Origin of the sequence: Paenibacillus catalpae (genome assembly GCF_900112695.1) — a bacterium.
In the GTDB taxonomy this organism is placed as follows: Bacteria; Bacillota; Bacilli; order Paenibacillales; family Paenibacillaceae; genus Pristimantibacillus; species Pristimantibacillus catalpae.
In genome coordinates this window covers 88,551-107,008 of the sequence record NZ_FOMT01000001.1, presented here as the reverse complement: position 1 = coordinate 107,008, position 18,458 = coordinate 88,551, and the positions used below count along the sequence as shown (strand labels likewise).

10 protein-coding genes are annotated in these 18,458 nt (G+C 49.5%); all 10 read right to left on the bottom strand.

The features are described from left to right. Positions 1-398 precede the first annotated feature (398 nt). The 10 genes from BM200_RS00365 to BM200_RS00320 all read right to left on the bottom strand — a co-directional run bounded on the left by BM200_RS00365 (position 399) and on the right by BM200_RS00320 (position 18,171). Entirely contained in the window at positions 399-2,204 is a 1,806-nt protein-coding gene (locus BM200_RS00365) for a sensor histidine kinase (protein ID WP_245772923.1), read from the bottom strand. 27 nt (positions 2,205-2,231) lie between these two features. After that, complete coding sequence (locus tag BM200_RS00360; RefSeq protein ID WP_091180040.1) at positions 2,232-3,113, bottom strand: carbohydrate ABC transporter permease; 882 nt, start codon at positions 3,111-3,113, stop codon at positions 2,232-2,234. 15 nt (positions 3,114-3,128) lie between these two features. Continuing rightward, positions 3,129-4,019, bottom strand: a complete 891-nt coding sequence (locus tag BM200_RS00355) for an ABC transporter permease (protein ID WP_091183371.1) — start codon at positions 4,017-4,019, stop codon at positions 3,129-3,131. 94 nt (positions 4,020-4,113) lie between these two features. Continuing rightward, positions 4,114-5,793 (bottom strand): extracellular solute-binding protein, encoded by a 1,680-nt coding sequence (locus BM200_RS00350; RefSeq protein ID WP_091180038.1) that lies wholly within the window; start codon positions 5,791-5,793, stop codon positions 4,114-4,116. Between the two features lie 96 nt (positions 5,794-5,889). Next, on the bottom strand, positions 5,890-7,434 hold the full coding sequence (locus BM200_RS00345) for a response regulator transcription factor (RefSeq protein WP_091180035.1): 1,545 nt from the start codon (positions 7,432-7,434) through the stop codon (positions 5,890-5,892). Positions 7,435-7,512: 78 nt separating this feature from the next. Then, positions 7,513-9,957, bottom strand: coding sequence for a glycoside hydrolase family 38 N-terminal domain-containing protein (locus BM200_RS00340; RefSeq protein ID WP_091180034.1), 2,445 nt, complete (start codon positions 9,955-9,957; stop codon positions 7,513-7,515). Between the two features lie 96 nt (positions 9,958-10,053). Continuing rightward, a complete protein-coding gene (locus tag BM200_RS00335; RefSeq protein ID WP_091180031.1) occupies positions 10,054-11,001 on the bottom strand; it encodes an ROK family protein in 948 nt (315 codons plus the stop codon). A 14-nt stretch (positions 11,002-11,015) separates the two neighbouring features. Next, complete coding sequence (locus BM200_RS00330) at positions 11,016-12,770, bottom strand: class I mannose-6-phosphate isomerase (protein ID WP_175532690.1); 1,755 nt, start codon at positions 12,768-12,770, stop codon at positions 11,016-11,018. Positions 12,771-12,884: 114 nt separating this feature from the next. Then, a complete protein-coding gene (locus tag BM200_RS00325) occupies positions 12,885-13,667 on the bottom strand; it encodes a DeoR/GlpR family DNA-binding transcription regulator (protein ID WP_091180027.1) in 783 nt (260 codons plus the stop codon). A 172-nt stretch (positions 13,668-13,839) separates the two neighbouring features. Then, complete coding sequence (locus BM200_RS00320; RefSeq protein ID WP_091180025.1) at positions 13,840-18,171, bottom strand: DUF7402 domain-containing protein; 4,332 nt, start codon at positions 18,169-18,171, stop codon at positions 13,840-13,842. Between the last annotated feature and the right edge of the window lie 287 nt (positions 18,172-18,458).

The following is an 18,458-nucleotide window of genomic DNA, read 5'->3' as shown; positions in this document are numbered from 1 at the left end:
TAAATCATGTGTAACAACCGTGTCTGTACTCATGTTGCCCCTCCTTTAAAAAAAAGCACTAAATTATATTCAAATTCATAGCACTATCGCATAAAAAATAAAGAGCTACAAGAAAGTTACCTTTCTTGTAGCTCAAATAAACGAATACAGAATCCAACCCATTTAAAATGGGTTAGATAATATTATTTGAGTGAAAAGAATAAGTAACTTTCTTGCTTAACAAAAAATAAAACAAATCAGATTATGTTTTATCATTTGTAAAATAGCAAGAAATATTACATTATCCTTATCATCTCCCCTTGATTATTAAACACAATACTAGCATACCAAGTTTCATATTTCAACTTGGTAACATACAGGCGTATCTTATATTTATTTGTCAGTTCACCACAGGTTAGCTACTTTAAAACACCATCCTGCTTCTCCGAATCTTTAGGTATAGTAATGCTCACTCTCGTCCAAAACCCTGGCTCGCTGGCAATGGTAATTCCGTATTGGCTTCCGTATTGTACCTTTATCCGCTCATGGACATTGCGGAGACCGTAACCTCTGGACTGCTTTGTCAGCAGCATCTCGGCCATGCCAGGTTGGATTCCCGGGCCGTTATCCTCAATCGTGAATACAAGAGTTTTATTGTCTTCCCCCAGCTTTCCGCTTATCCGCAGAGCCCCTCTTCCGGTTCGCTTCTGGTCGATCCCGTGCTCGATGGCATTTTCCACGATAGGCTGCAAAATGAGCTTAATGATTTGCTGTTCGACGATCTCCTCATCAATGTCGTAGGTGACGTCGAAATTGTAATCATGCATAATTAATTGCATCTCGAGGTAGGATTTCGTGTTTAAGAATTCGTCTTTGACGAGGATATGGTCCTTCCCCTGATTCAGCGTCGTGCGATAAAACGTGGACAAGAAACCTGCCACCCGGCTTATTTCATCGGCCCCTGCGTCAATGGCCTTCCAATTAATAACCGACAACGAATTATAAAGGAAATGCGGATTAATCTGGGCCTGCAACGCTCTTAATTCGGCCTCTCTTTGGGTAATCTTGTTCTGGTATCCTTCCTCTATTAACAGGTTGATGCTCGCGAGCATCTTGCCGAAGCGGGATTCCAGCTCCCCGATCTCGTCGCTTGCATGAACTTTCAAGTTGATCGTAAGCGTGCCTTCCTCAACCAGTCTCATCTTATGGTTCAGGCGCTGAATCCTTCTTACAAATCCGCGGGTGAATAGGCCTATGATGAGCAATAGTACAGCAACGCTTATGCCCTCGATAATCAAGGTTGCCCGAATGATTTTCCATGGACTGACCGTCAATGTCTCGACGGGCACAAGCAAAGACAACGTCCAGTTGGATTCTCTTAGCTGGCGCTGCAGCCATATATATCCGGGTATGCCCCCTTCCTGATGCTGCATCTCCGCAAGCTTGCCCGCAGCGAATCCTGTACCCGAATCCTGCTCCGTCGTGTATACAACTTTTCCTTGGGGATCGGTAATTACCGCTATCGCCTGCTTAATGTCGGAGAGATCCAAAGAGCCAGGCAGAAAGCTCGGAACCAGTTCTACATAAACAAGGTTTTTTTTCTCGTAATTAACATCCCCGAATATTCGCCTTACTCCGAAAACCTTGCCATCGCGGGCATACCAATGCGTATCTATGGTCTGCATGGCCTCTTTATACCATTCTTCATGCTCCAGGGAAGCAATCGGCATAATTGAATTCATGCGTTGGGTCAAGTTGTTTTCCGTGAATATGACAATCCGTTCAATGTCCTTGTTCAAGGACGTGGTGGTATTGATAAGTGGATCTACAGTTTCCTTCAAATCCATGTACATTTCGTAGTAACTGTTGTATTCCTTATTGAAAATCTGAGAGAAATTCGGGTTATAACTGATTAATTCGATGGCCGAGTTAAATCTCTGGAGTTTGTAGCTCAGGTTATCGTCGATTTTTCTTAAATTATCTTGCAATACAATATGAGCCTGCTCCAGCTGCAGCTTTTTGGACTGCTGATAAGAATAGATCCCTAGAATTGTAAGCGGGATTAGTATCACGGCCATATAAGAAAAAAACAGTTTGTGCCTTAGTTTCATGGAGTTGAACCAATTCGCAAGCAACGGCATTTCCGCCCTTCCCCTTTGTGCATGATCCTGCTTCGCAGATTCGGAATGCACGCTGCTTAACGGCTTCGCCAATCCGACCATCATACTTTCCACTCGAAGCGCCGATTTCCTCTATTCTTTTACCGCGCCAAGCACGATGCCGCTCACGAAGTACTTTTGCAGGAACGGATAAATGAGCAAAATCGGTATCATGGACACCATAACTTTGGCGGAATTAAGCAACTGGCTTGACATATTCGTCAACCGCCTTATTTCTTCTGGGTCCGTCGTATTCATAATTGAGCTGACACTGATGATAAGCTGCTGAATATAGGTTTGAAGCGGCCAGTGCTCCTTGTGATTAATGAGAATCATGCCGTCAAAGAAGGCGTTCCAATGCCCGACGATCGAGAATAGCGTTACGGTGGCCAAGGCAGGCAAGGAAATCGGAACAAAGATGACGAGCAGCATTCTCCATGGACCTGCTCCGTCCATGCTTGCCGCTTCCTCCAGCTCCTTCGGAATGCCCCGGAAAAAATTCATGAGCAAAATCACATTAAAAATGGGAACGGCGGTAGGAAGCACGAGCGCCCATATCGTATTCAGCAGACCAAGCGAAGAAATGGTCATATACCAAGGAATCAACCCGCCGCTAAACAACATGCAGAATATGATAAACCACATGTAGATATTTCGGCCGGGGAACATCTTGGCGGACCTGGATAATGGATACGCCATTAGTACCGTAATGATAAAGTTGATTGCCCCGCCGAGCAGCACCCTTTGAACCGAAACGCCAAAGGATAGGAAGAAGCTGCGGTCTCTAAGGATCGACTCGTATGCGCTAAGATTAAAATCAACCGGCCAGAAATAGACTTGCCCCGACATTGCCGGTATTTTGCCGCTAAAGGAAATGGCCAGCGTATTTATGATCGGTGCGATAGACAAAAAAGCGATAACGCTCAAAATGAGATAGATCGTCAGATCAGCATACCGGTTCGTTCCACGAATCATTTCAATCGTCCCCCGTCAGAAGATGCGGTAATTGGCGAAGCGGGCAGCAAGCACGTAAGAGACAGCGATCAGGAGAAAGCTGACAATAGATTTCAGCAAGCCAACTGCCGTGGCCAAGCCATATTGGATTTCCTGTAATCCTGCCCGATACACGTAAGTATCGATAATATCGCCCGTCTGATAGACGATGGGATTATACAGGTTCAGGATTTGTTCAAAGCCGGCGTTCAGCACGTTCCCGAGACTCAAGGTCGCAAGCAGGATGACCGTTGGCAGCAAGCTAGGTATCGTAATATATAGCAATCGTTGAAAACGGCTGGCTCCGTCAATGGCAGCCGCTTCATATAAATTCGTGTTGATAGAGGTAAGCGCGGCAACGTAAATAATCGTGTTGAAACCAAACTCCTTCCACACGTCGCTGGCAACCAGCACGCCTCTAAACCAACTATTGCTCTGCAAAAACATAATCGGTTCTCCGCCGAAAAGATGTACCGCTTGGTTAACGACGCCATCCAGGCTGAGTAAATTGATCATAATGCCGGAAAGAATAACCCAGGACATGAAATGCGGCAAATAGACGATCGTCTGAACAATCCGTTTGAACTTCATATTTATAACTTCATGAAGAAGCAAAGCAAAGGTGAACGGAACGGCCATGCCGAATACAATCTTCAACGAAGCAATTATAATCGTGTTCACAAAAACAACGCGGCTGTCCGGCAAGGCAAACATATATTCAAAGTTCTCCCAGCCTACCCACTCCGAACGAAAAATGCCAAGCGTCGGCTGAAAATCCTGAAACGCAATTACAATGCCGAACATCGGAATGACACTGAACACGAAAAGCAGTGCAATGCCCGGCATCAACATGATGTGGTAATTACGGATAAAAGCGCGATTTCTCATTACATCTCCACCCATGCGAAAATTTGATTTCATTAATAGGGGGCCACCTCATCTTCCTGGCAGCCCCTGAATAACAACTCGATAAATGGCCTACTTACTTCTGTTTGACTATTTCCGCGATTTCTTCAGCGACCTTATCCCCGCCGATGGATTTCCACGTTGAGACGAATTTGTCGAACTCATCCAATGGTGAAGCTCCTGTAATGATTCTCAAGAATGTTTCATTTTCAAGCTTATCCAGGTTTGCGCCTCTCTTAAGCATCGTTTCGGTATTGCCGTAGAAAACAGGTTCGATACGTTTCAATTCCTTGGCGCCTGTTACAGCGGCAGCAGTATAGAATGCCAGCGAATCCGCATAGGCCGCCATATCCTGCTTCGGATTATCCTGATTCTTCAGAAGCGATTCGACTCGAGGCAGGATGCGAGCAGGTAAATCATTCTTGTTCTTGTCCTGAAGGACTTTGTCATAGATCGGAATGTCTCTGGCAAGCGAATCCTGGAAATCAAGCTGCAGGTTGAGCGGGTAATTGAGCCAACCTACGCCTTGCCCTTTATAAAGCTCCTGGGTCGCGGGATCAATCAAGCGAATGCCTTCATATTCCACGTTCAGCATCTTAAGGACAGCCTCTGGATTCTTCGCGTTTTTATTGACCACAAGGAACGAACCGGAAGGAACGGACGGAACGACGTTGCGCTCCCCTGCGTCATCGAGCGGCACGGCTAACGGTACCCAGTCGGCTTTTTCATTGGCCTTAACCGCATCGGACATCGCCCAGCCGGCGAACCAAGGCGCAAACAGGATGCCCGCGCGTCCGCTCGATACCAACCCCGCGTTATCTTCCCATTTCCGCGTCAGGAATTCCTTATCAATTAGGCCGCTGGCATACATTTCGCGCAATACGCCAAGAGCTTCCTTGGTCTCCGGCGTAGTAGAGCCGTAGAAGATATTGCCCGCTTCATCCTTAAACCAGCTTTTAGGATAGGAATGATAGGCGTTAAATAGGGGATCAAAGGTGAAGAAACCTCCGTCTCCGACGATCCCCGGATCACCCAGAAGACCGGTAGTATCCTTCACGCCATTGCCGTCAGGATCCTTCTCGACGAAGGCTTTGACGATGCCTTTAACATCATCCACGGTCTTTGGAAGCTCAAGCTGAAGTTTGTCCAGCCAATCCTTGCGAATCCAGATCAATTGAAAATTCCCGTCGATATTCGTGTTCGGAAGCGCATACAGCTTTCCGTCGATTTTGCCGGTGTTCAGCACACGGTCTCCGGTATAGGAGTTATAGTACTCTTTAATTAACGGGGAAGCGTAGTTCTCATAGATGTCGGTTAGATCCGCCAGCATATTAGCCTTGGCCAACTGATGGAACTGCTGCTCGTCGACGATCATGACGTCAGGTATGCTGTTGCTGGCAATCGCTAACGTAACTTTCTGATTGTAAGCCTTCAGGTCTTCAACCGAGAATTCATACTGGACGTCAACGTTGAGACGCTCCTCCACGTATCTAAGATACTCGTTGTCCTCCAGCGTGTCTCCGGCAGGCAAGTTGTTACCGGACACCCCTTGCCGTCCCAGCGTAATCTTGACGGTGTCCTGATACTTGGTGAACGGTCCGTCTGTAACGGACGCGTTGCCGGATTCGGCGGACGGCTGCGAATTATCCGGTTCCGTCGCCGTATTTGACGATGGACCGTTATTCCCGCCGCTGCAAGCGCTCATGCCGAGGAGTGCCGTCATGCTAAGCAAGATGAGCCATTTTTTTCTGTTCATGCCCCAACCTCCAATGATTTAACTTGTAACGTGTCCATCATACCAGCCTTATGCAAACGCCTTCTATCTCACATATTTATGATTTGAGCCATTTTTTTACGGAGTTCTTTCTCTGAATTTCGCCGGGGTTACGCCGTAATGCTGACGAAAGGACTGGATAAAATAGTTCGAATTGCGATAACCAAGTTTTTGGCAAATGTCTACAATTTTCATATTCGTATCTCTGAGCAGCATCACGGCCTTGTCCATGCGTACTTGCGTAATATACCGAATCAAACTTTGACCTGTCTCCTTCTTGAAGAGGTAGCTTAAATAACTGGGCGTAAGATAGACCTGTTCGGCAATTCCTTCAAGGGAGAGATCCTGATCGTATTGTTCCTCGATCATCTGCTTGATCTGCTCAATGATCTTATTGGCGGATTCCTCTTTGTGCTTGGTGCCCGAGCTGGAATCAACAAGGTCGAAGACGCCAAACATCAGATCCTTCAGCTCGTGCAAGGAAGACGTTCGGGAGATCTTGTCCAAGTAATCATTAATGACCGCCAGACTTTTCTTCTGCTCTTTAACCAGCACTCGGTTCATAATCTCCGAGCATAAAAATTTCGTGTACAGCGAAGAAAAATGACCCGTTGTTTTCAAATAGGAAAACAGCAGCTCGACCCCGTACTTGGCACCTCGCAAGTCACTGAAATTTAGACATTGGTAAATTTTTTCCGAAATCGTCTGTAATTCCGCCTCGTCAAAGGACGATTCGGAGAAATGTTCTTCGGCGAACAAAATCGCTTGTTCATTTATGAAAAACTTGAACTCCAGCAAACGCTCAATCCCGCAGTAAACCTGATGAACGCCATCCCATCCTTCGGCAGCGGCGCCGACAATAATGCCCACTTGCTGCCCGTAACGCTCCAAGGTGCTTGCGGAGACCGTTTCGGCCAAGGATCGGAGTATCTCCCTTGACAACGGAGCGGAATGGCGGACAAATAGAATGCTTTGATTAGCATTCACGTTCAAATAGTCGAAGGGGAGATTGAGACGTTCATGGAGCATGGAGAAAAAATCGTCATTATACATATCGAAAAACAACCGGGGGCACTCCACGAGCAAAAGATGGATGAACTCCGGTACCGCTTCGTCTATTGCAGGAGCTGCGAGGGGCTTATTCGGTCTGATTCCGTTTATAGCATCCAGCAGCATTTTTTCTCTCTCGTAAGCCATGCCCAGGCGGTACCCTTCCAGCAGCTGAAGCTCCCGCTTTCTTTCGGCCTCCTTCTCCAGGCAAGCGTCCGTTGCCCGCTGAATCGCCGTTAGAAATTCCGGCACCTGTATCGGCTTTAACAGGTAATTCGAAACATTGGCGCGCATAGCTCTTCTTGCGTATTCAAATTCATTAAATGCGCTATAGATAATAAGCTCTATATCCGGATGTTCCTCCCGGATTTTTTCGGACAATTCCAGACCGTCCATAAATGGCATCTTGATATCCGTAATGACAATATCGATCGGCTCGCTTTGCACGATGCGAAGAGCAGCCTCGCCGTTCTCCGCCACCAGGGGATCCAGCTCCAGCTTTAATTTTCGAATCAAATTGCGAATGCCTTCCCGTTCTATTCTCTCGTCGTCAACAATCAGAATGCGATGCATACGAGACTCCTTCCTGCGCGCACAAGCACAAAAAGGGCTTCTCTGCTACGAGATACCGCCCTTCTTATGCTTGCTGAACTATTTACTTCTAAAAGCTACCGTACCCGCGTTTACAAAGTGGTTGGCGCGCACGGCTTCGTCAACGGCATGGAACGGTTTGCCCCACTGAAGCGTATAGCGGAATTCGTAGAACCCCCCAAGCGTCGCCTTGAAGTTTGTCTCCCAATAGTTGGTCAGAGCCCAAGCGTACAAAGATTTGCTTTCCCGAGGCTCCTGGCCCTGAACTCTTCTCTCGCCGAATTCCAACGGCCCGGTCTGCATGAGCGGTGTGTCCGGCGTGGCTAGAGCCAGTCCGCCAGACGGCGAAACAATCGCCAGCCCTTCCTGAATGCAATAGAAATCTGTCAACGTACCCGGAATTTGATCAATTCCCGGCCGGATAGCAGCCCCTGCCTTGTCGAACCACAGTTCCCCGTTCTCCTCCCGTAAGAAAGGCAAAGAAATGTAAACATTCTCGGGTTCCCAGACACTCATTTTGTGCATTCGGACGGACACGTCTACTCTTGGCTGGCCTTTATAAACCTTCAGGAAGAGCGAGTAGTGACTCATTCCTTCCACTTGGTAAGCAAGTTCCACGATGGCATACAGAGCTCCGTTTGTTATTTCTTTGACTCCGGTAAGATGGCCAAAGAAGCGCTCGACGTTCATCCCTTTGCGGTTTCGGCCCATAACTCTTCTGACGGTCATCTGATCGCCGTGCTCGCCCTTGGTCACTTCATAGACTGGCGTAAAGGCTCCGCAGGCCTGATCGGCATCAATCAGTTCCTTCCCCGTACTCTTGTCTACCCACGAGACAATTCCCGCCCCGCGCTGCCAAGAAATTCGCACCTCGGCGGATTCAATGCTATTTTCCGTTATGGAGATTTGGTCAGGCGCTTGGGCTTGCGGAATCAGATCGCGAATGTCATGGATGCGGTCGGCGCCTGCCAAGCGCGTGCTGCTGGTGGTGCGTCCCGCGGCAGGAGCCGTAGCGTTGCGGATAACGTATCGCTTCTCTTCCCGCGCGCCTAACTTGGCCATAACGGCAATTTGATAACCTCTGCTTACTTTTTCCTGCTGGTGGGGCACAATCTCCCCGCTCTGTTCATCGATGACTTCCATGCCGTTCCGGAAATAATCGGCCTCCCACTGCTCTTCCAAGTAGAAGAAGGCCAGATCCTCAACGGGGTAGTTAAACGAATTCACTACTTTATAAGTAAATTCCCGGTTCGGCCTTAGCAGCACGTCCCCTTGATCCTGAAGCACTCTGTCCAGCGATCGGTATACCAGGCGGCTTGCATTCGCGGCATAGGCTTCTTTGCGGACCCCCAATTCCTGCACCATCTGATGCCACGGCTCGGAGATGGAGGAATGATACCCCCAGGTATGCTCGGCGTACATGATTAATTGCTGCTCGGCTTCTTTCATCTCATTAACCCGAACACTCTCTCCATTTGGATCAAGCCGCTTAACGACGGACATCATTCGCTGGGCGTTGCGGAATATTTGCGTATGCATCGCCGTTGAAGCCACGCCGTCGGACCACCAATCCGGCCAGTCTCCCTTGTACACCGGTATCTCCGCATCTTGCTGCTTGACCAGATCGAAATAGCGGTTCAGCGTGGTCATTTCAATCTCTACATGGTCTCCATGCTTCGCATTCCATTCGTGAATGAAGCTCATAATACGGCCGTTCGGAGCTGCGTTGTCCCGCAGGAGCCCCATGACGTTAACCAATATAAAATCGTATGGATAGTCTTCCTTCTCCAATTGCTCAAGATAACGCGTTATTCTCGTCTCGGCGATCTTCCAATGATCTTCGGCGATGCCCCAAACCGGCGTTTCGTCCCGAACGGAGTAGGATAACGTTCCGTCGGGATTAATCCCCAGATCATTGCCCATCATATAATGCTCTCCGCTCCAAACGAGAATTCGCTTGCCGCTTGGCGCCTCCCAATAGAACGGGAATTGCTTGCGCCCAATGGCGAACATGCCATGATGGGTATGGATGCAGCTCAGCAGGTGCTCAATGCCGGCATCGACCAAGGCTTGCGCATATCCCCAGCTGTACCCGTTGATGTCCGCGGTCATCGCCGATCTGACGTTAAGACCGTATGGCGCGGCAAACTTTCCGGCTCTTGCGAGCATCTCCGTAAGCAATTCGTATTGGATAAGTTCCGTCATGTTCAAATAAGTGCCCGACAGCTCGATGTCTCCTCTGCTCAAGGCGTCGACAAATCGTTGTTTTTCTTCATCCGTAGCGTTCTCGAGAAACTTCTCGACGGCCCAGAATGTCTCGCACGTCCACTTGAAGCCTTTCCATTCCGGACGCTGCTCCGTATGCGATGCCTCGCAGATCGCTACAGCCTGTCTAATGAAATCCACATGATATTGCTCGATTTTTTCCTGTCTTTCCGTATAACCGATGTCCGTGTGAGAGTGATGAATCACATAAATTTTCCACTTTTTCTTTGCGGTTTGCATTTGCTGTCTCTCCCCTAATCAAGTGTTCTCTCCCTGCTTGCGATCAGTATAGCGCCAGGCCAAATAAAGCGGTAGACTACATTTTTGCGATTCATATCAGTTTTTTTCGTTCTCGTCCGACAGCCTCAATAACCCGTGTACGCCATGTAGCGTGCTGGACAGCGTATCGCGGCTGACGCGAACTTCGGCCCCCAGACCGGACTTTGCCGCAGCCTCCCGGAAAGCGGGCACGAACAGATGCGCGCTCCTCGAGATCTGGCCGCCGAGAACGATGCGATCTGGCTTAAAGCGGAGCAGCGAAGGGATTAAGATATCGGCCATCCGCAATCCGAATTGCTCGAAAAGCTGCAACGCCTCCTTGTCGCCGGCATCCGCCAGGTATGCCAGTCCCCGAACGTCTAAATGCGCGGCATCCAGACCCTGCTTTGAAGCCAGCTGCAACACGCCTCTGCGGGAGACATAGTCGTCTGCGATGCCATCCCGGTAAGGGACGGTATATAACCAGCCTTCGGCTGGCACATCATGACGGTGTTTCACTAATCGTCCGCGCTCTAGAAAGCAAGATCCCAGTCCCGTGCCGATCGTCAAGCAGACGGCTCGATCGGCACCTTCCGCCGCACCGCCCGGGCTGGTCTCGCCAAGACCAAACAGAGCCGCGTCGTTCTCGAAAGCGATCCGAAAATGTTGCGAGAGTCTTCCGTTCGTCCGCTCATCCGCGCGCAGCGATTCCTCGAGCAGCTGTCCGACAGGCAAACCGTACAGCGAGTCAAATTTGCCTAGCCCTTGAATGCGGCTGACTCCTTCTTCATAATCAAACGGCCCGGGAAAAGCAATGCCTAGTCCCTCTACCAGCGCATCCGGCCCAGCTTTGGAGAGAATGTCCGCGAAGATGTCCGCAAAATGGGCTATCATTGGCCCGGCTGCAAGATCAGCCTGCGACTCATAGTGGCCGGCGGTTTCTTCCGTAATTACTCCATCCCTTAAGGCGGCCGCTTTTATTTGCGTCCCGCCCACATCAAATGCAATGATCAAAGATAATGCCATTTGCGAAGCGCCTCCTATGCTCGGACATATGCCTTTATCGTGGCTAACGTCTTGCCCACGCTTGGTCCGCTAGGCCGAATCGTATAGGAAGCGACGGATGCCGGCACAATAAACGTTTCGGCATAATGAACGACGAAAGGCTCGAAGGATCCGTCCGGACTTTCGATCGTCGCTTCTTCTCCTTCAATTAGATTGAGCATATGGACGCTGCCGTTCTGCGTATGCAAGACGGGCTCGGAGAACCAGTGACGTCTCGTCTCGATGAACTCAAGCTCATGGAGGCCAGTGCGCTCTTCCTGCCAGCCCTCCCCTTCTCCGATAGGCTCAATGCTATTGACACACTCCGCCTCAATCCATGGCGTAGTTCGATCCCACCGAATAACTTGCTCGCCATGCTCCAAATGAACCGGGCGAGGCTTGCCGTCTAGCCCAAGCCGATCCCAATCCCATAACTTAAAGGTAAAAATGTACGGCGTGGCGCTGATTTCCAGCACCATGCAGCCCGCCGCAGAGCAATGTATCGTGCCGGCGGGGATGAGAAAGTGGTCATGCTTGGCTGCCGGGAACGAATTGACGTACTTCTCCGCGGGGAACGTATGCCCGCCTGCTTGCGCTTTGCGCAGATCTTCGAGCATATCCCCAGAGGAGATGTTCTCCTGCAGCCCGAGATACACTTGCGCTCCCGGAGAGGTGTCCAGAATGTAATAGCTCTCGTCTTGGGTGTAGGTCATTCCAAAATGTTCGCGTATATATTCCGTTGTCGGGTGGACCTGCAGGCTTAGAGGCTGCCCGCCTATTGTATCGAGGAAGTCGAAACGGATGGGAAATTCCGCTCCGAACCGAGCATATACCTTCTCGCCAAGCAATTTAATAGATTGGAAGAATACCAGATTGATCGCCGGCAACTCTACTTGAATGGTGCCATATTGAAAATACAGGCTGTTCTCCTCCGGTACGCCGTCGAACCCCCAGGCATAGGGATGCTCGCGCTTGGGCAGATCGATCCGCTTCTCCAGCCAAGTTCCTCCCCATACGCCGGGATCGAAATAAGGAACCAGCCGGAATGGACGGCTTGCCGCCTGGGCCATCCCCTCAAACAGCGCGTGACGGGTAACCATCTTGGGAGAGTCCTGAACGTTCGTATCCAGATAGTAGTCGATTTCGCCGAGACGCTTCTTCTTTAGCCGGTCCGCCATGCGCCACTCGACGAAGAACCCCCGCTTGTACAAACGCAGGATATCGTCCTCGCGACATCCCGCGCGCCAATTGCCGAGTTCTCTTGCGCGGTATCGTTGCTGGATCTCCCAACGGGCTAGATCGGCATAAATGACAAGGTCTCCCCGGGCGATCAGCGAAGCGCCGAATCCAATGACAAGAACGATGCCTTCCTTGAGCGCATCAATCCGGCTGCGAAGAGCGCAGATCCGTTCCGGATCATAAAACTCTTCGATCTGAAAAGGCGCCATATAACCGAATACACGGTCATCCGTCAGATAACGTTCTACTTTGCCGTCGACAGCATCAGGAGACAATGCCGCTTCCTCGGCTTTAATGACGGTTAACGAATTCATTGCCTGGCGGCGGAATCCTGCGATGACTTCCTCCTGTCGAACGCCCGGGTAGCATTCCAGCACAACTACCGTTTTTCTATTCCCAAGGCGCTTGCTCGCGGAAGCAAGCTCGCAGCCGATCGCTTCATACCCCTCCCAGGCTTCGTCTTCCAATCCCCGAATCGCGATAAAAGGCTCTTTATCGTAGCTTGATGACATGTAAATGATGCCACTCCTTTGCGTTGGTTTATTACAATATAACATAAACTAACACAAACTAACATAACTTTTCATGGGTTGGCGTGAACAATTATACGCATAGTCAATCGAGCTCTAAATCATGTGAAGCTCCACGCCGCTCTCCTCGATGTGTTTTCTATTTTCTTGCGTCAAGTTGCCATCCGTTACGAAGACATGGATGTCCGTCAGGGCTGCAACCGGCGAGAAAAAGCGTTTGCCGATTTTGGAGGAATCAAGCAGCATCACGACTTTTTTGGCAGAACGCATCATTATTTTTTTTACTTGCGTATCCATGAGATTCGGATCCGTAAAACCCGCTTCCGGCGTATAACCAAGAGCGGACAAAAACAAGGTGTCGGCATGAAAACGCGAGAAGAACTCCTCCGCCATGGGGCCGACGAACGTGCCCGATATGTCCCTGAACATGCCTCCACAGCTAATTATCATCCTATTATCGGTTGCATAGGGACGGAAACGGCTAATGGTATCGATTCCGTTGGTCAATATGGTCAACTGATCCAGATGGGCCAGCCGCTCTGCCATTCTCGATACGGTAGTACCGTTCTCGAGCACGATGGTATCTCCGCTTCGAACAAACCTCTGTGCGGCATACGCGGCCAGCCGTTCCTTGATATCTTGGTTGATGGCCTGCTTTGCTGCCATCTCCGGCTCGTCCTGGCCCATTTCCTGTTTTTGCTCCTCGTAGACCGCTCCGCCATGGGAACGACGTATACGATTTTCTTGCTCCAGAGCATTCAAATCGCGGCGAATCGTCATCTCAGAGACACCGAAGCGGTCACTCATCTCTTTTAACGTAGCAGCGCCTTTGTCGGCCAGGTAGGCAAGTAACGCTTGTTTTCTTTGTAATGGCAGCATAACGACACCTCGTCTATTTTTTTCTTATTCTATCACAAATGAACACAAACTGTATGGATCTGCTTGTTTGTTTCAGAGAGGCTGACGAGATGCTTAGGCGTTAGCCGTTTAGCAAAACAAAATAAAATAGGGGCTAAGGTTTCCCCTAGCCCCTATAATGACGGTTATTAGTCTACTCCACTATAATTTCCGATAGACCAACGTTGGCTCCAGTACCGTCTTTCACTTGGAATCGCACCCAAGTAACCGTTTTTGCCGGGAAATCCACTTCCTTAGCGGATCCGTCCATCGGGATGCCGGTAACCTCTATTTCGGTGCCGTCACTAAACAAGAGCGTGCCGGCGTTCGCATTGTCCTGCTGATTCGTCCGGTCATACAACGTCATTTTATTAATCGTTATGTTTTCGTTCCACGTCAGCTGAATCCATGGATTCAACTCCCCCGCGGAAGCCCACTCCCCGGCTCCTTGAACAGCAATAATACCGTCGGTGGCTTTTGCCGCACCGTAATCCGGATTATATTCAGAAGAAGCGGTCACGACAGCGGTCTTAGCCGGATCAGCCGTTTCGAACGCTTCTATTTCCGACAAACCGACGTGTGAGCCGGTGCCTCCCGTAACTTCGAAACGCATCCAGGTGATTTCTTTCTCAGGAAAAGTGACAACCTTACCCGAGCCGTCAGCCGGAAGACTCGATACCTCCAGTGAGGAGCCGTCACTGAATCGCAATAGGCCCTTATTTGCATTATCCGCCAGGTTCATGCGGTCATAGAGAATAACCTGCTGGACCTTCTTTGCTTCGTTCCATTCGAGCTTCACCCAAGGGTTCAACTCCGCGTTGGATGCCCACTCTCCAGAACCATGGATGCCCGAAACTCCGTCGCTCACCTTCGCTGCCCCGTAATCCGAATTGTACGCCGACGACGCAGTGACGGCTGCCAGACGCGCAATATTGCCGCCAGGGACTACCCATTCCGGAGTCGTAACTTTCAAAGCATTAGAGGACGGAGATAAATTCCCCTCGTCGTCGTAGGCTTTGACGGTATACTCATAGGAATGCTCGCTGCTCGCATCGGTATCCAGATAGCTGCTGAACATAGGTCCCAAATCCTTGATCTCCAAGCCGTTTCGGTAAACTTTATACCCCTTAACGCGAACATCATCCTCGGAACGCTCCCAGGCTAACGTCACTCGCGTGCCAAACAACGCTTCTCCTTGAAGCGCGCCTGGCCGGGTTGGCGGCAGTTGGTCGCCAATCTTCCCTGCGGCGGATGGAGCTGCGTTGGAAAAAGCCCCCTTCTCTCCAGGATTCACGGCACGAATCTTATAGAAATACCTTCCTTTAGCCACTTGGGCATCAAAAAAATGCGGCTGGCTTACAGAACCGATGTAGTTGCCTTTTCCGGATTCAAAGGATGATTCCTTGCCGCGGAATACTTCATAGTAAGACAAATTCAAATCCGGAACGGAATCCCAAGTGATCTGGGTACCGTGCGCATCGGTGACCGCTTTAACGCCGGTAACCATATGAGGCTGCTCTCCTCGTTTGATCCGGATCGTTTTCCATCCGTGCCCTTTGATCGTAAATGAAATGATCGAATCTTTGATCGGAATCGGTTCCTTGTCGTTTTCGACGAGATCGGTCGCGGTGGCCGACACTGGCTTTAAAAAACTCAAGTCCACTTTTACCTTGGTATTCTCGCCTAACGTTTCATTAAAACGCAGGATAATGCCTTCCCCGTTCGACTCGGCAAGCTTTGCCGTCGTCAACACGACATTATCTTTATCGATGTTGATAAAACGGCCTTTTTTGCCTCCCAATTCCCCTTTGCGTTGGGCCTGCTGAATAACCGTCGAGCTAAGGGGACTGGATGCTTCCATGCCAAACTTGTCTGCCCTGCCCGATTTCCAATCGCCCCCTCCGTGTGAGGTAAGTGCATATTTGAACGTGACCGGACCAGGCTGTGTTTTTTGAAAATTGGTATGCCATTTGTTATTGAATACAAAACTGTAGATCCATGGTTTTTCGGTATTGTAATCCCAATCGCCGATCGCTGAACGGCGCTCGCCGTACTCTACGATGGGATTGGACACGGGAGACAGCGTAATGCCGTAGCCTTGACCATCCGAAGCGTCGATCCAACGGTTAACTGTGTAATAGGCCGTGCTTGAGGAGTAGAACTGCTCATTGTCCGGATTATTAATATCCTTATCCACATGTGGCCGTGCATCGCCTGTCGGCATCTCGTGCCGTAAAGTAAAATCCGGTACTTGAAGTGGGAAAGTGAAGAAGCCTTCTTCATCCTTCTGCGCAAGCGACGGAGCATCGCTCTTCACAACCTGGTTCACGATATCAATGCGAGGGATGCCCTCGTAAAGGATGACGCTGCGCTTCATTCCATCGACTCCGTTCGTCCCTCCATCAGCCGTTACCATAGCCATGACAGGACCGGCTGTTCCAGCCATTTTCGCCTCTTCGATCGTATCTTCGCTTAATGCTTCCGGCCCCATTTTCCGGGTGGTGTAATACACGAATTCGTTTAACCGATGCTTTGATGCGGAATCTACCATCTCGCGGTTTCCGTTCTTTTTGTCAACAATGCTGGCAATAGCGCCGGACTTGTCAAACACCACCTTGTAATATTCGTTCTCCAAGGTATCCGTTGTTGCTTTCAGCTTGGAGGAATATTCCCGGTCTTCGTTTGTTTCTCGCACGCTAAAAACCTTATAGCCTAAGCCTGGAACATCGAAAGCCGTAAACAAGACCGTTCCGTCTTCAAGGATTTGGTGTTTAACCGGATCACCGGTGTCGGTATCGATGATTTCAAAGTGAGCGGGCAGCTTCTCTTTATTCACCCGGACGATGTCGTTTCGGTTCCACGAGAGCGTGTTATAGACGGCAATGCTTTTTCCGTCGGTAGGAATCTGCGAGCTGAGGGAGCCCATTGAATCGGAAAGAATTCGATCAGACGCCATATCGCTAGCTATGGCCGTATTTCTCTTCCATTTCCATTGGTCGTCTGCCTGCGGGGAAGCATTGCCCCACGTATGTTCGTCAAACAGGATCATATTATTGTACGCACCGAGCAGATCTTCATAGGGGTATCTTGTGCCTGGAGCGGCGACGTTTGCCATAGTGGCAAGAAATTCCGCAGCCGGCAGCTTGTCGTGATTTTCCTTGTTAATGGCGGTTTCGTAGGAAGTAGAAGAAACGCCATAATTCCACCAGCTCTCGATATTGCCCTTGTAGGTCGGAATCTGATCGCCATAGGTGCTGTCGACGTAGGAGAAGAAATCCTCCACCGTGGAGGAGATAAATTCAGGAAAGACATATTCCCGGCCCTTGCTATCCTTGCGGGCATTGAGTTTACGAATGTTTTCCTTTACGGTCGCTGTTATGCCGTTGTTATCATACGGAGTTGTAAAATCAGCAATGGCAGCGTCATAAGGATAGGTGCTCGCAGGGTATTGAAGCAACTTTTCCGATACATTTTGAACGATGACATTACTGTCTGGATTTTTGAAATCCATCTCATCCGTGCTGTAGTGTCCATAATTATAGGCAAGAAGCTTATTTTCCTTGTTCTGTCCCTGATAGTAGAACAGTTTAGGGTACGGGTGCATAGGGTCGGGATTCTGCCTCAGCATGGCGTATTTCGCGCCGGACTCCACCATGACATCGACGGCGGACCAGGAAAAGCCCGGTTCGTCGGACATATACAAAACTTTGTTTGATGGCATACCGAGCTTGTCATTCAAATATCTCTGCGAAAAATACGGTATGCGCGCTAATTCTTCCGTTCCAAGATTCGCATACACCTCATTGACATAGCTCGCGGGGTATGTGATAGACCCCTCGCGGAGATGTTCCTTAAGCTGCTCCATCCATTCGGCGTCCCGATGGTTCCAAGCCGATTCGTATAGCATGTATGAAGCCTCTACCGGGTACTTGAACTGATCCCGTTTCTTCCAGTCCCGAGTCGCGTCAATGGCTGAGAATGCCTCATCGAGATATCCCGGGAACGTCTTTTCGTTCAATGTTTCCTGGTAATCGGTATAGCCGATGTCCGTATGCATATCATGGGCGACGTACACCTTCCAATGACGGATTTTCTTCTGTTCCCTCGTTTCGGTTACAAGCGGACGTCCGTTACATGCGGGATTGTCATAAATCTCGAACGTAACAGGGTCTCCATCGCGATGCAATTCCAGCACGTCCACGGTTTTGTTATTGCTGCCGCTTTCAAGCTTGCCGAGGGATAGTATGTAGGCATCTTCCCCCGTGACCTTGATTTTTGCCCAAGCGTCGAATGAAACTCCAGGGTTTTGGATCGTCATTTCCGTCTCCGACTTTAACTTTCCTCGATCATCCCTAACCATCCAAGGTGTTTGAGTCACTTCATTAATGACAGGCAGATCCGGAGAAGCAGCAGCAGTCACGGGGGCGGTATTACCGGTTCCCATAAACAAAGTAAACGCTGTCAGTATAACGATGCGGCGTTTCATAAAAAACCTCCAATTCGGAATTATGAATACAGCCTTATCGTATATCGTAAAATCGTCACAGCACTATCCCAGATTCTTACGATGCATATCGAATTCTTTTGAACTTATACCCCCTATTACTCGGCGATGATGATTGATACCTATACTTGCTCATAAAAAAGACAATCCACATCAAATGGGATCGTCTTGCTTCAACTATATATTAGATTTGTGAAAATAAATCGTTGAGAGCCTCTGACATGCTTGGATTAAATTAATCAGTTCCCCTGCTCCCGCGCCAAACAACA

Excerpts from the sequence above, each read along its gene's own strand:
- BM200_RS00340 (WP_091180034.1), bottom strand. The coding sequence starts at position 9,957 with ATGCAAACCGCAAAGAAAAAGTGGAAAATTTATGTGATTCATCACTCT.
- BM200_RS00335 (WP_091180031.1), bottom strand. The coding sequence starts at position 11,001 with ATGGCATTATCTTTGATCATTGCATTTGATGTGGGCGGGACGCAAATA.
- BM200_RS00350 (WP_091180038.1), bottom strand. The coding sequence starts at position 5,793 with ATGAACAGAAAAAAATGGCTCATCTTGCTTAGCATGACGGCACTCCTC.
- BM200_RS00325 (WP_091180027.1), bottom strand. The coding sequence starts at position 13,667 with ATGCTGCCATTACAAAGAAAACAAGCGTTACTTGCCTACCTGGCCGAC.
- BM200_RS00330 (WP_175532690.1), bottom strand. The coding sequence starts at position 12,770 with ATGTCATCAAGCTACGATAAAGAGCCTTTTATCGCGATTCGGGGATTG.
- BM200_RS00320 (WP_091180025.1), bottom strand. The coding sequence starts at position 18,171 with ATGAAACGCCGCATCGTTATACTGACAGCGTTTACTTTGTTTATGGGA.
- BM200_RS00365 (WP_245772923.1), bottom strand. The coding sequence starts at position 2,204 with ATGATGGTCGGATTGGCGAAGCCGTTAAGCAGCGTGCATTCCGAATCT.
- BM200_RS00360 (WP_091180040.1), bottom strand. The coding sequence starts at position 3,113 with ATGATTCGTGGAACGAACCGGTATGCTGATCTGACGATCTATCTCATT.
- BM200_RS00345 (WP_091180035.1), bottom strand. The coding sequence starts at position 7,434 with ATGCATCGCATTCTGATTGTTGACGACGAGAGAATAGAACGGGAAGGC.
- BM200_RS00355 (WP_091183371.1), bottom strand. The coding sequence starts at position 4,019 with ATGAGAAATCGCGCTTTTATCCGTAATTACCACATCATGTTGATGCCG.